At 37.7% G+C, this 12691-nt stretch carries 13 protein-coding genes; 8 read left to right on the top strand and 5 right to left on the bottom strand.

The genetic code is table 11. The features are described from left to right. The first annotated feature begins 55 nt into the window (after positions 1-55). The 8 genes from rsmI to ACSSV9_RS08680 all read left to right on the top strand — a co-directional run bounded on the left by rsmI (position 56) and on the right by ACSSV9_RS08680 (position 6966). Positions 56-733 (top strand): 16S rRNA (cytidine(1402)-2'-O)-methyltransferase, encoded by a 678-nt coding sequence (gene rsmI, locus ACSSV9_RS08645; RefSeq protein ID WP_437346848.1) that lies wholly within the window; start codon positions 56-58, stop codon positions 731-733. Between the two features lie 102 nt (positions 734-835). Next, positions 836-1381, top strand: a complete 546-nt coding sequence (locus ACSSV9_RS08650) for a NifU family protein (RefSeq protein ID WP_437346849.1) — start codon at positions 836-838, stop codon at positions 1379-1381. Between the two features lie 536 nt (positions 1382-1917). Continuing rightward, positions 1918-2973, top strand: a complete 1056-nt coding sequence (locus ACSSV9_RS08655) for an alpha/beta hydrolase family protein (protein ID WP_437346850.1) — start codon at positions 1918-1920, stop codon at positions 2971-2973. Between the two features lie 167 nt (positions 2974-3140). After that, positions 3141-3890, top strand: coding sequence for a cytidylate kinase-like family protein (locus ACSSV9_RS08660; protein WP_437346851.1), 750 nt, complete (start codon positions 3141-3143; stop codon positions 3888-3890). Between the two features lie 72 nt (positions 3891-3962). After that, positions 3963-4427: a YbhB/YbcL family Raf kinase inhibitor-like protein gene (locus ACSSV9_RS08665; protein WP_437346852.1), complete on the top strand. Its 465-nt coding sequence runs from the start codon at positions 3963-3965 to the stop codon at positions 4425-4427. A gap of 88 nt (positions 4428-4515) precedes the next feature. Next, the gene (locus ACSSV9_RS08670) at positions 4516-6006 is read left to right on the top strand and encodes a serine hydrolase (RefSeq protein WP_437346853.1); all 1491 of its coding nucleotides are present in this window, start codon (positions 4516-4518) and stop codon (positions 6004-6006) included. A gap of 42 nt (positions 6007-6048) precedes the next feature. Then, entirely contained in the window at positions 6049-6708 is a 660-nt protein-coding gene (locus ACSSV9_RS08675) for a fumarylacetoacetate hydrolase family protein (protein ID WP_437346854.1), read from the top strand. Between the two features lie 12 nt (positions 6709-6720). Next, positions 6721-6966: an FmdB family zinc ribbon protein gene (locus ACSSV9_RS08680; RefSeq protein ID WP_437346855.1), complete on the top strand. Its 246-nt coding sequence runs from the start codon at positions 6721-6723 to the stop codon at positions 6964-6966. Between the two features lie 39 nt (positions 6967-7005). Here ACSSV9_RS08680 and ACSSV9_RS08685 read toward each other — a convergent pair whose 3' ends face one another. The 5 genes from ACSSV9_RS08685 to pseB all read right to left on the bottom strand — a co-directional run bounded on the left by ACSSV9_RS08685 (position 7006) and on the right by pseB (position 12679). Next, on the bottom strand, positions 7006-7770 hold the full coding sequence (locus ACSSV9_RS08685; protein ID WP_437346856.1) for a cytidylyltransferase domain-containing protein: 765 nt from the start codon (positions 7768-7770) through the stop codon (positions 7006-7008). 186 nt (positions 7771-7956) lie between these two features. Continuing rightward, positions 7957-8991 (bottom strand): pseudaminic acid synthase, encoded by a 1035-nt coding sequence (gene pseI / locus ACSSV9_RS08690; protein ID WP_437346857.1) that lies wholly within the window; start codon positions 8989-8991, stop codon positions 7957-7959. 4 nt (positions 8992-8995) lie between these two features. Continuing rightward, complete coding sequence (locus ACSSV9_RS08695; protein ID WP_437346858.1) at positions 8996-10459, bottom strand: GNAT family N-acetyltransferase; 1464 nt, start codon at positions 10457-10459, stop codon at positions 8996-8998. Then, a complete protein-coding gene (gene pseC, locus ACSSV9_RS08700; RefSeq protein WP_437346859.1) occupies positions 10456-11637 on the bottom strand; it encodes a UDP-4-amino-4,6-dideoxy-N-acetyl-beta-L-altrosamine transaminase in 1182 nt (393 codons plus the stop codon). The genes ACSSV9_RS08695 and pseC overlap by 4 nt, the downstream gene beginning before the upstream one ends. Before the next feature lie 10 nt (positions 11638-11647). Further along, positions 11648-12679, bottom strand: coding sequence for a UDP-N-acetylglucosamine 4,6-dehydratase (inverting) (gene pseB / locus ACSSV9_RS08705; RefSeq protein ID WP_437346860.1), 1032 nt, complete (start codon positions 12677-12679; stop codon positions 11648-11650). Positions 12680-12691: the final 12 nt, after the last annotated feature.

Raw genomic sequence — 12691 nt, forward strand, 5'->3', positions numbered from 1 at the left:
CGTTTTATAGCAATCCAGATACGTCTCGTTTTCTCTTTCGGAATCAAAAAGTAGAATGAATCCGAAGTTATATATTGTTTCAACTCCAATTGGTAATTACGAAGACATTACGCTGCGCGCGTTGAAAGTACTTCGTACATGTGATTTTATAATATGCGAGGAATTTAAGGAAGCCAATCGACTTCTGTCAAAATACGACATTAAAAAAGAACTTTACTCGCTCAACGAACATAATGAAGAAGAAAACTCGTATTCACTCCTAAAAAAAATTCGGCAGTGCCAGTCAGCTGCATTAATATCCGATTGCGGAACACCGTTGTTTTCTGACCCGGGAACTTTATTAGTTCAACTTGCAATTAAAAACGGAATCGAGGTTGTTCCCGTACCAGGAAGCAGTTCGATTATGGCTGCATTGGTTGGTTCCGGATTTGATTTTAGTAAATTTTATTACGCCGGATGGATTTCGCCCAAAAAAGATTTACGCCGTCGCGATTTGATGAAATTAAAGGAAATTAAAGAAGTAATAGTTCTGATGGAAACACCTTACCGTTTGATTAAAATACTGGAAGACGTTAAAAGAAACTTTGGAAATTCAATACCATCTGTACTGGCATATAATCTAACACAGAAAGACGAAGAATTTATCAGAGGCTCAATTGATGAGGTTTTGAATGCAGCAAAATTGAGAAATCTCAAAGGTGAATTTGTTTTGATAATCGATAACAGAAAATGAGTTCTTGAATAGGTGCCTAATTTTTCATAAGATTGCATGTAATGAATTGAGAACTTTCGCACTTATGCATACGTTTATTTAGTATTAAAAGGAGAGTAAAAAATGTTAATGGTACAGGATGTTGATTTAACGCCGAATCCACAAGCGTTAAAATTCATATTAAATGAAAAATTGCTTCAGAAAGAAACACGTAGTTTTCAGAATAAAGAAGAAGCCCAAAAAGATCCGCTAGCAAAAGGAATCTTCGAAATTCCCGGTGTAGTATCTGTTTTTTATATGGATAAATTTATAACGATCGAGAAAGAGCCCGCAGCATCTTGGGGACAAATTCAAAAGCCGCTGGTGGAATTCATTAAAAATTTTGACAAATCTTTAATACCGCCTGAAACTGATATTGCTGATATCAGTGCGGAAGAAGAAACAGAACTCTTGAAAAAGATAAACGAAGTAATCAACACGCGGGTTCGTCCAGCACTTGCAGGCGACGGCGGTGGTTTGGAAATAAGAGGCTTAGAAGGATATACCCTTAAAATACGTTATCAGGGCGCATGCGGTAGTTGCCCGAGCGCAATACGCGGAACATTGATTGCAATCGAGAATTTACTTAAGCGTGAAGTTAATCCCGCAATAGAAGTAATATCTGACTGATAATTTTAAATCCCGCACATGCGGGATTTTTTATTATGTGCAAACAGCTTTTAAGTTGAATGATTTTTTGTTTATACCAGATTTATCTTTTTTGTGCCGAAGTGCTGGGGTTTGGGGGTGCGGGAGTTTTTTGTTTTAATTTGTTAGCTTAACAATCAAACAAAGAGTCGGCTTGCTCCGCTTCGCTCACAAAGACAAGTGGGAGGCAGTCTTCACTTCAACATTCGCCTTCAGTTCATTCCTCACGAAAACGATCGACATTCAATTTCACAAAACTTTGAACAAAGAACCACGTACATTGAACAAAAAATTAAAATCATGAACCCATCAACAAAGAACATTGAACAACAATCATAGAACAAAAAACAGAACGACGAAAATAATTCACACACCCCCTCTTCCCCATCCCCTGGCCCCTACTCCCTGATCCCTGATCCCTAACCACCAATCCCTAATCCCTCCCCCCTCATCTCACTTCTTCATTATTTTGTTGTAATTCTTTAATTTGTTGACGAAAAAAATAGAGCGGGGCAGTTATGAAAATATTAGTCATACTTTTAATTTCATTTACGACATTTTTTGCTCAGGATATTAAAGAAGAATTACAAGCTCTTAAAAACAAAAGCGAATCACTGGATCATCGTCTTGATGAACTTGAAAAAAAGATCGACGACATTATATGGTTTCAACGAGTGGGAGATGTTGCATTTATCGACAAAGTATTCCTGACAGGGCCTCCTTTATGGAAAGAAAAAAATCCTACCGGACAGGGTGCTGGTAATCCGGTTAAATTCTGGTCTTATATCTTCATTCCCAAAGGAATTGATTATTCTCAAAAATATCCCCTTATCGTTTTTCCGCACGGCGGTGTTCATGCAAATTTCAACACTTATTACACGCACATTATAAGAGAACTGCTCTACCAAAAATATATTGTTGTAGCGGCTGACTACCGCGGAAGCACAGGATATGGAAAATCGTTTTATGAAAAAATCGATTACGGCGGTCTGGAAATTGAAGACATTAATTCGAGCAGGGAATTTGTTCTCGAGAATTATGATTTTGTGGATAAAGAACGCGTTGGAATTATAGGCTGGAGTCACGGTGGACTGATTGCACTGATGAACATATTCGAATATCCTGAAAATTATAAAGTTTGTTTTGCTGGTGTTCCCGTCAGCGATTTGATTGCCCGAATGGGTTATAAAGACGATAGCTATCGAGCACTCTACTCGGCTGATTATCATATCGGTCAAACTGCTGATGAAAATGTAAATGAATACAGACGCCGTTCGCCAGCATGGAATGCTGAGAAATTAAAAACGCCTCTTTTGATCCATACAAACACAAACGACGAGGATGTGAACGTTCTGGAAGTGGAACATCTTATTAAGTCTTTAAAAGCCGCCGGCAAAAAATTCGAGTACGAAATTTTCAATAACATGCCAGGCGGGCATTCATTCGACCGTCTGGATACAAAAACTGCGCGCCAGATAAGAATTAAGATTTACACCTTTCTCGATAAATATTTAGATCCACCGGTTAAGATTAAAAACTTAGAGGATATAAACAAAGCAGCGTATTTACCTTAAATAATTTTCTAAGTCTCCCTGCACAAAAAAAATTTAGTCTTAACTAAAAATGGATATGATGTTGAATTATCCACTTTTATTTCTGTTCACTTTGATATAAGTTTTTATTAGATTTTACATGAACTCGCCGTATGCTGATTTCCCAACAAAAGGAAGGGGGACGGACAATGAAGATTTTAAGTGCATACGAAAAAGCTCGCATCTATATTGAAAAACATTATAAGGACTCCGAAGAAGCGCGCATTCATCACAGAAAATTAAATCCCGGTCCAGTCATCACAATTTCGAGGGAAACCGGAGTTGGGGCAGCCGTAATCTGCGAAAAACTTGTGGAATACTTTAATAAAAGAGCAATTGAAGGTTACGACGACTGGACTTATTTCGACAGGTCGTTAATCGAAAAAATAATGGAGGACCATCAATTGCCGGATCATTTCAGAAAATATTTACACGAGGAAAAGCCTCCTAAAATTGAAACATGGTTCGGCGAATTGCTCGGTGTTACTCCTTCGAAAATTCTGTTACTCAGAAAAATATCTCAAACGATCTTAAAATTAGCCGACTTTGGAAATGTAATAATAGTAGGTAGAGGTGCAAACATCATAACAGCAAAAAGAAAAAACGCATTCCATATACGACTGGTTGCCCCTCTCTCATACAGAATTGAAAACGCATGCCGACTTTATAATCTTGATTACAAAAAAGCAGCTGATTTCATTCGCGAGGAAGATGAAGCACGCAAACAGTATATCTGGAAATTCTTCCATAAGAATATTGAAGATCCACTTCTTTATCATGTTATAATCAATACAAATTTACTTGAAGTTGAAGAGATAGCAGAAATGATTGGTCAATGCATCGTGAGAAAATTCCCTAAATTCTTTTCGAAAGACAAAGTATTGTCACTCACTGCATGAATATAAATGCGAAACTCAATTTTCATATTGCTTGCAATTATATTATTCATAAAATGTAATTCGGAGGTGAATATGAAATTCACAATTAATTCACCTGCTTTTGAGCACGAAGGGATGATACCCGTTCGTTATACATGTGACGGAGAAAACATTTCGCCACCATTGAAATGGAACAATATTCCGGAAGGCACAAAATCATTTGCATTAATCAACGACGACCCCGATGCTCCTGCTGGAGATTGGGTCCATTGGGTTTTGTACAACATTCCACCTGAAATCGATCACCTTTCCGAAGGTGCTTCCAATAAGAAACAAATTCCACAAAATTCAATTGAAGGGCTGAACGACTGGGGCATTAATTCCTACGGAGGTCCGTGTCCTCCTTCTGGTATACATCGTTACTATTTTAAATTATACGCTCTCAATACTTCCTTACCCGCAGATAATAAAATGACGAAGAAAAAGCTTCTCGGTTTAATGAAAGGACATATACTCGGCGAAGCTGTGCTTATGGGAAAATATCAGCGTGTTCGTTGAGAGTAATCATTAAATAAACTTCCTCTTTCATAAAAAGGAACGCTATTCTTATATTTCATCTATAAATGAACCATCAATCGGAATTAAAATGAAGAGAAAATTTTTTCTGCTGATTCTGCTTTTTCTGTCGGTGCAATTTTTAAATGCACAAACAGAAAGGCTAAAACAACTCGACGAATACATTCAAAATGCTATGGATGATTGGGATATGCCCGGCTTTGCCGTTTCAATTGTAAAAGACGATTCTGTAATTTTTGCAAAGGGATACGGAGTTAGAGAATACGGTAAAGATGAAAAAGTCGACGCCAATACTCTCTTTGTAATTGCCTCCTGTTCCAAAGCATTCACAACGGCTGCTCTGGCTGTTTTGGTCGACCAGGGAAAAATCAAATGGGACGACAGGGTAATCGACTATCTGCCGGATTTTCAAATGTACGACCCGTGGGTTACTAATGAAATTACAATACGCGATCTCGTAACACATCGAAGTGGACTTGCTACATTTAGTGGAGATTTTCTTTGGCTGGGTTCAAACTACGATCGCAAAGAAGTAATAAGACGCGCACGGTATCTCAAACCTGTTTCGAGTTTTCGCTCTAAGTACGGATATCAAAATATTATGTTCATAGCCGCTGCGGAAATTATAAAAGCTGTAACCGACACTTCCTGGGGTGATTTCATTAAAAAGCATTTTCTCGTTCCACTGAAAATGACAAGTACAAACACATCTTATAAAGAACTTGCAACCGCAGAAAATAAAGCAAAGGCTCATTACAAAAAGAACGGTGAAATAAAAGTTTACACCGACACTCAAAAAGACAATGCGAGTGGAGCGCTCGGAATTAATTCTTCGGTAAACGATCTGGCGCAATGGATTCGTCTTCAACTTAACAGGGGCAAAATCGACAGCATAACAATTTTTAGCAAAGAACAATCGAAAGAAATGTGGTCGAACCAAACTGCTTTTGGTGAAATGAATTATGGATTGGGCTGGTTTATACGATACAGAAACGGTAAAAAAATGCTTTATCACGGTGGCGGTATGCCCGGAATGATTTCTACGGTTGTTCTTTTACCCGAAGAAAATTTCGGCTTTGCAATTTTGAGCAATATGGAAACCGGCATGGTTTCGGCAATCCAGGATTATATTATCGACTTATTTACTGGAATCGAACCGAAAGATTATAATAAAATAATGCTCGAGAAATGGAATGAGCGTTTACAAAAGTATGAGGATGAACTAAAAAGACGGGAAGAAGTACGCGCAAAAAATACTTCGCCCTCACTCCCACTCGAAAAATATTGCGGAAAATATGAAGATAAGATGTATGGCGAAGCGGAAATAAATCTTAAAGACGGTAAGCTCTTTCTGCAGTTTGTTCCCACTCCAACTTTCAGGGGCGTTCTCAATCACTATCATTACGACACTTTTTATATTGACTGGGAAGATGAATTCCTGACGCGTGGCTGGATAAAATTCGATATGGATTTCGAAGGAAACGTAAAACAGTTCAGCCTGGAGGTACCGAATTCGCCCGACTTTATTTTTACTGAATTATTATTTGAAAAGAAAAAATAATATTCTGAAACCAATTTCATTAATAAATATCAAACAGGTGCTATGAAATATTTAAAAGTTAAAAACAGCAATGAAGAAATACCGATCGGTAAGATTGTCTGCGTTGGCAGAAATTATGCGGCGCATGCCCTCGAGCTTGGCAACGAGGTTCCCGAATTTCCAGTCATATTTTTGAAAGCGGCATCGAATGTAATTTATTCCGGTGAAAATGTAATCCATCCCGAATATTCCAATAATCTTCACCATGAAGTGGAACTTGTTTTGTTAATCGGAAATACGATTAAAGATGCCAACGATTCCGCTGCGGAAGAAGCTATTGCAGGTTACGCTGTTGGACTCGACATGACATTGAGAGACCTTCAAAAAGAATTTATGGCAAAAGGTGACCCATGGACACTTTCAAAATGTTTCGACACTGCTGCAGTGCTTTCTGAATTTGTATTAAAAAAAGATTACAAATTAAGAGGAAACGAAACAATTAAACTTTCTGTTAACGGCGAGCTCAGGCAAAACTCGTCCATAAAAAAAATGATTTTTGAGCCAATAAAAATCGTAAAATACATCTCGTCAAAAATGACACTTGAAAAGGGCGACCTGATTTTTACCGGCACTCCAGAAGGAGTGGGCAGAGTAGTACCTGGAGATAAAATTCACGCTGAAATAGAAAATATCGGATTCATAGATACTGAAATAATCAAATAAGGAGGATTGTTTATGCCCGTTTACGAATACAAATGCAACGACTGCGGCAAAAAGTATGAAATTTATCATAAGTCAATAAACAAACTCAGTGATATCGAATGCCCATCCTGCAAATCCAGAAATTATAAAAAGCTGCTCTCATCATTTAGCACTTCAAATGAAAGTGATTCATACGAGACCTCGACCGGGTGCGCTGACGGCTCCTGCAACTTGCCTGCATATGGCGGATGTTCAACGGGTAGCTGTGGACTCAATTAATTTTGAAGCTTCGTCGTTCAGCCGACGAAGCTTTTCTTATTACTCTCCCAGACTTTTTTGTTTTACCTTCTGATTTATTTTAATCAACTCTGGCTTTTCCTCGAATAATTTTAGGATGTCTTCGAAATAAAATAACTTATTCGGTTTATACAGGTTCTTGTAGATCTGTTTTATCAATTCGTAATCTTCCGCCGTATCGACCGTCCATCTGTGGAATGAATAATCCTGGTTGTTTTCATAATTCACAATTTTAAAAATGTCGGGATGTTGATAGATATAGGGAGTAACGTGTTCGCGTTCGTATTTTTCGTTTGCGCATCTAAATGCTTCCGCCAGCGCTGTGAAAGAAAATATCTCGGCATCAAGTCCACGAGGGAAAGTTCTTTTAATTGTATTGCTCAAATAGTCGACCATACCGTTTTTGTTCAGAAGAAAATACTTAGAGATCATTTTGTCGATAACAGCTGGATCGATTACAGGACAATCGGATGTAACCCTAACGATTGTATCGACTTCATAATCGATAGCAGCCTGGTAATACCTTGAAAGAACATCTTCGGAACTACCTCGAAAACAATCGATTTTATTATTCTCACAAAATTCCTCAGTAGCATCGTCTTCAGGCAGGTCTGTAGTTGCAACAATAATATTCTTGATTTTTTTGGAATGCGACAGTCGATTAATAACGTGCCACAAAATCGGCTTGCCTTCGAGTTCTTTAAATATTTTTCCGGGCAGCCGTGTAGAACCGATTCGCGCCTGTACTATGGCGCATACAAAATTCGAGTAGCTTCTTCTTCCCATAAATCCTTTAGTTTATTTTTTGCGTGATGTGAATTTTTTATGAAGTCTTTATGAATAAATCTCCATTTCTTTTTGAACTATTCGCACGCCGTTCGAAAGAGAATTTTCTCAGAAATAATTTTGATATTCTTTTTTTCTCAAGCGCATAAAGATTCGTTAAATTTCATTGCCTGTATAAATAACTGCTCAGTCGATCAAATCCCATTTCAAAGGAGTTCCTTTTTTTATATAGGTTTTCGCTTTTCTGCCGACTACTTGTTTCAAAAATTTCGGATGCAGTCCATAAGAAGGACGAATCGAGCGGACGTTTTCTTCAGTTAGTAGCTCTCCTTCCTTTATATCCTTAACTGCAAAGAGAGAGCGCGCAAATGTTCTGCTCTTCTTAACTTTCTCATTAATTTCGAATGTGGCTTTGCCAAGTGCTTTTTCAGCATTTCTGATATCTTCAACCATTTTTTTGAATTCCGAAGGTTCAAGTGAGAATGAAGAATCCGGTCCCCCAATCTTTCGATCGAGTATGAAATGCTTTTCGATAATTCTTGCTCCAAGCGCTACTGCAGCTACTGGTACAACCGTTCCCATTGTATGATCTGATAAACCGACGATAGTTTTGAACTTTTCTTTCATGTAGGGAATAGTATTAAGATTTACATCCTCAATTGGAGCAGGATAAGAAGAGGTACATTTCAAAAGCGCAATCTGATCGTTATTCATTCTTTTGCATGCGTCGATAGCTTCCTGTATGTCCTCTTCGTTTGCAATTCCAGTGGAGATTATCATCGGTTTTCCTTTCGAGGCAGCGTATTCAATCAACGGTATATCTGTAATTTCGAAAGAGGCAATTTTATACGCGGGTACATTCATCTTTTCCAGGAAGTCGACCGCCGTTTTATCAAATGGAGAAGAAAAACAAATTAGACCGAGTTCTTCAGCAAATTTTTTAAGTTCGGGCTGCCATTCCCACGGTGTATAAGCTTTTTGATAAAGCTGGTAGAGGGTAACACCATCCCATATAGTACCTTGTTTAATTTGAAAATATTCGTTGTCGCAGTCAATTGTAATTGTATCGGGAGTATAAGTCTGGAGTTTAACAGCGTCAGCTCCGCATTCTTTGATTGCTTTTATTGAATCGATTGCCGTCTGAAAATTCTGATTGTGATTTGCTGAAAGTTCGGCAATGATAAACACTTTTTTATCGAGGTCAAAATTTTCGATAATCACGCTATCACCTCACAAGCACATACTTTTTATAGATTTCATTATTAATTAATTCCTCGCCTTCCAATTTATATCCCGAAGCTTCGAATGCACTTAAGGAAGCGCTGTTTTGCGGCAATATGTATGCTGTTATCGATCTAACATTCTGATTTTCGACAAACAATCTGCGCGAGCCTTCTTTAATAATTCTTTTTGACAATCCTTTACCGCGAAAATTTTCAGTTAAACTGACACTTACGAATGCATGATTATCTTCTATTTGAAAGCGTATTTGACCGATAAATCGATCCTCGCGGTCGAAAGCCAGAAGGAATAAATAATTTTCATCGTTAATTTTTTTATTGAACCATACGAGATGTTCTTCCCACGGGATTGGGTTTTTGTTAATCGATTGCATTCTTACAGTGGGATCGTTCGACAATTCATATACAATTTTGGAATCGCCGGCCACTGCCTTCCTTAAATAAAATTTATCGACGGAGCATATACGGTCAATAAGATAGGCCACAACACGTCGACTGCCCTGACCGTCAACTTTTTTTCTGCCGGCGCTACCGCATTTTTTACGCAAACTGATCGACTTATATTTTTGAAGCTGGTCGACAATTTTTTTCATACTATTAATTTCATTGTAAAAAATTGGTTCGATCAGAAAGCCACTTTTATGCCATTCGAGTATGTTGTTTTTTTGATTATCGATTACTGCCACTGCGATCGAAGGAGTTCCTGTTGCCGCAAGTTCATATAATGTTTGTCCTGCAGCAGTAACAACAATATCGGCTTTCAACATCAAATCTTTAATTTGCTCGGCGTTTAAGATGCTGTAAAAATTTACATTTTCGTATTGCTTCTCAAATTTTTCAATTTCGTCTTTTCCTTTATTGCCAAAGACAACGTGCATTACTGCTTGTGGATAAATTTCTAATGCTATTTTCAGTACGGGCAAAGTAAGATTTCTTATATCCTGTCCGCCGAATGTAATTAAAATGCTTTTTACTTCTTTATTGTATTTACGCTGATTTGAATCCCAAAACGGTTTTCTCACTGGTATATATTCCGAACCAAGGAGAAAATCGTATCCTGCTTTTTTCTGGTAAGGATAATTTTCCGCGTTGAGTGTTCCATTTAGTATAATCGATTCTGGATAATCGATTCTCAGGTTATCATCGACTATAACAAGTTTTTCGCAGAAGTTTGATATTTTATCGTAAAATTCCCTACTTGCAAGGTACGAGTCAATAATGGCATAGTCGCTATTTATGATTTTTTTTATCAACTGTGCAGGATGACTAAGCCAGTCGATTATTTCATATCGAACACCATTTAAATAATGTGAGCATTTGTCGTCGCCATTTATGAAGAAATGCGGGTAAATGTTCCTTTCTTCAAAGGCTTGATAGAGCGAAAGGCATCTGGTTATATGACCGTATCCAGTATTTTGAAATCCTTCTGTAATAATTGATATTTTCATTTCATTAAATCGAGTGTGCTCGCAATTGATTTTGTAATGTAATTTAGGTCTTCTTCATTTAATCCAGGATAAATTGGAATCGAGATTTCTCTTTTATAAAATAGTTCAGCTTCGGGATAATCACCTTCCTTAAATCCAAATCTTTTTTTGTAAAACGGCTGAAGGTGGACTGGGATATAATGCACCTGAAGAAAAATTTTCTTTTCCCTCATCTTTTCGAAAAAAGATTTCTTCGATATTTTTAACTCGTCGAATTTAATCTGTAATGGATAGAGATGATAAGCATGGTTGGAATCCTTGTTGACGTGAGGAATAATAAATCGATCATCGTTCTTAAAAAAAGCATCGTAATATTTTGCAATTTTTCTTCTTTCGACAACAAAGGAATCGAGTTTTTTTAATTGCGAAATTCCAAGTGCGCACTGGAAATCGGTAATTCTGTAATTGAATCCGACTTCGTGCATTTCATAATACCAGGGGCCGTCATTTTTTTCGAGAACAGTAGGATCCTTTGTTGCGCCATGTGTTCTTAGTGTTTTTACTCTTTTGATAAAACTACTATCGTTTGAGAGAACTGCACCTCCTTCTCCTGTAGTAATATGTTTCACTGGATGAAAACTCAAATTGACAGCGTCTGCATATTTAACTGCATAGGTATAATCTTTTTTATATTCTGCTCCAGGAGCATGGCAGAAGTCATTAACAAGTTGAAATTCATATTTATCTTTAAGACTTTTTAATGCTTCCCAATTGGATGGCTGACCGGCATAATCGACGGCGACAACTGCTTTAACATTAATATTTTTCTTTCGGTAAGATTTGATCTTATCTTCAAGTTTATTTGGGTCTATTGTGTAGTAAAGTGGATCGATGTCGGCAAAGTCAACATCCGCACCGGCATAAATTGCGCAGTTGGCGCTTGCAAGAAAAGTTATTGGAGTTGTAATAACAACATCGCCTTTCGACCAGCCGAGTCCCAATGCAATTAAATGCAAGCCTGCAGTACCGTTTGAACAAGCTGCAGCATATATTGCACCAAATTTATCTGTAAGCGCTTTTTCAAATTCATCTATAGTTGGGCCTTGCGTTAGCCAATCGGACTGTAATACTTTAACCACACATTCGATATCGTCTTTACTTATATTTTGTTTTCCATATGAATAAGTTTTTGAATTCATAAAATTTCCTTTAAGATACGACAACATTTTTTTCAATTAACTCACGTAGTTCTTCAACCGTAAGGAAGTGTGGATTAGATCCGCTATTGTAAGAAAAGCCGTATTCACAAAATCTTCCTGGTTTGCCATTGCTTTTCAATCGAAATTCTTCTGTATCCCACAACTTGAAGTTAGAATCGTTACCCAATTGAACTGACGGCAGAATAACGAAATAGTCGTCGAATTCAATTGTATTGAGAGCATCTGCTTGTGTTATCATCTCTTCGTGAATTTTCTCGCCGGGACGAATTCCCACAATTTCAATTTTGCACTCAGGAGCGATGGCTTTGGCAAGGTCTAATATTCTATAAGAAGGAATCTTTGGTACAAAGAGCTCGCCACCCCACATTCGTTTGAAACTTTCGAGAACGAAGTCGACTCCCTGTTGAAGAGTGATATTAAAACGCGTCATTCTTTCATCGGTTATCGGTAGAACCCCTTCTTTCCTTTTTTGAAGGAAGTATGGAATTACTGAACCGCGGCTGCCCATAACATTGCCGTAACGGACTACAGAGAATTTGATATCGTGAGCGCCTTTGAAATTATTTGCCGCTATAAAAAGCTTATCGGAAGTTAGTTTTGTTGCGCCGTAAAGATTAACCGGGGCTGCGGCTTTGTCGGTACTGAGAGCAATAACTTTTCTAACCCCTTTTTCAATGCAAGCATTAATCACATTTTGCCCGCCAATTACATTGGTTTTAACCGCCTCGAAAGGATTGTATTCGCATGCTGGCACTTGTTTTAATGCAGCTGCGTGAACAACATAATCAACACCTTCCATTGCCCTCTTGAGCCTTTCCTCGTCCCGTACATCACCAATAAAATAGCGCATCAATACGCCTTCTTTATTGTATTTAGGATTGTGCTGCATTTCAAATTGCTTCAGTTCATCCCTGCTATAAATAATGACTTTTCTTGGTGTAAATCTTTTCAATACAGTTTCAACAAATTTCTTTCCGAAGGAACCTGTTCCACCTGTAATAAGTATTGTTTTGCCGTCCATGATTCTCCTTTA

Source organism: Melioribacter sulfuriphilus (genome assembly GCF_051488685.1).
Classification (GTDB): Bacteria; Bacteroidota; Ignavibacteria; order Ignavibacteriales; family Melioribacteraceae; genus Melioribacter.

Bases quoted from the DNA above. Each gene is read 5' to 3' on its own strand.
- ACSSV9_RS08650 (WP_437346849.1), top strand. From the start codon at position 836: ATGTTAATGGTACAGGATGTTGATTTAACGCCGAATCCACAAGCGTTA.
- ACSSV9_RS08695 (WP_437346858.1), bottom strand. From the start codon at position 10,459: ATGAAAATATCAATTATTACAGAAGGATTTCAAAATACTGGATACGGT.
- ACSSV9_RS08660 (WP_437346851.1), top strand. From the start codon at position 3,141: ATGAAGATTTTAAGTGCATACGAAAAAGCTCGCATCTATATTGAAAAA.
- ACSSV9_RS08670 (WP_437346853.1), top strand. From the start codon at position 4,516: ATGAAGAGAAAATTTTTTCTGCTGATTCTGCTTTTTCTGTCGGTGCAA.
- ACSSV9_RS08685 (WP_437346856.1), bottom strand. From the start codon at position 7,770: ATGGGAAGAAGAAGCTACTCGAATTTTGTATGCGCCATAGTACAGGCG.
- pseB (WP_437346860.1), bottom strand. From the start codon at position 12,679: ATGGACGGCAAAACAATACTTATTACAGGTGGAACAGGTTCCTTCGGA.
- rsmI (WP_437346848.1), top strand. From the start codon at position 56: ATGAATCCGAAGTTATATATTGTTTCAACTCCAATTGGTAATTACGAA.
- ACSSV9_RS08665 (WP_437346852.1), top strand. From the start codon at position 3,963: ATGAAATTCACAATTAATTCACCTGCTTTTGAGCACGAAGGGATGATA.
- ACSSV9_RS08675 (WP_437346854.1), top strand. From the start codon at position 6,049: ATGAAATATTTAAAAGTTAAAAACAGCAATGAAGAAATACCGATCGGT.
- pseC (WP_437346859.1), bottom strand. From the start codon at position 11,637: ATGAATTCAAAAACTTATTCATATGGAAAACAAAATATAAGTAAAGAC.
- ACSSV9_RS08655 (WP_437346850.1), top strand. From the start codon at position 1,918: ATGAAAATATTAGTCATACTTTTAATTTCATTTACGACATTTTTTGCT.
- ACSSV9_RS08680 (WP_437346855.1), top strand. From the start codon at position 6,721: ATGCCCGTTTACGAATACAAATGCAACGACTGCGGCAAAAAGTATGAA.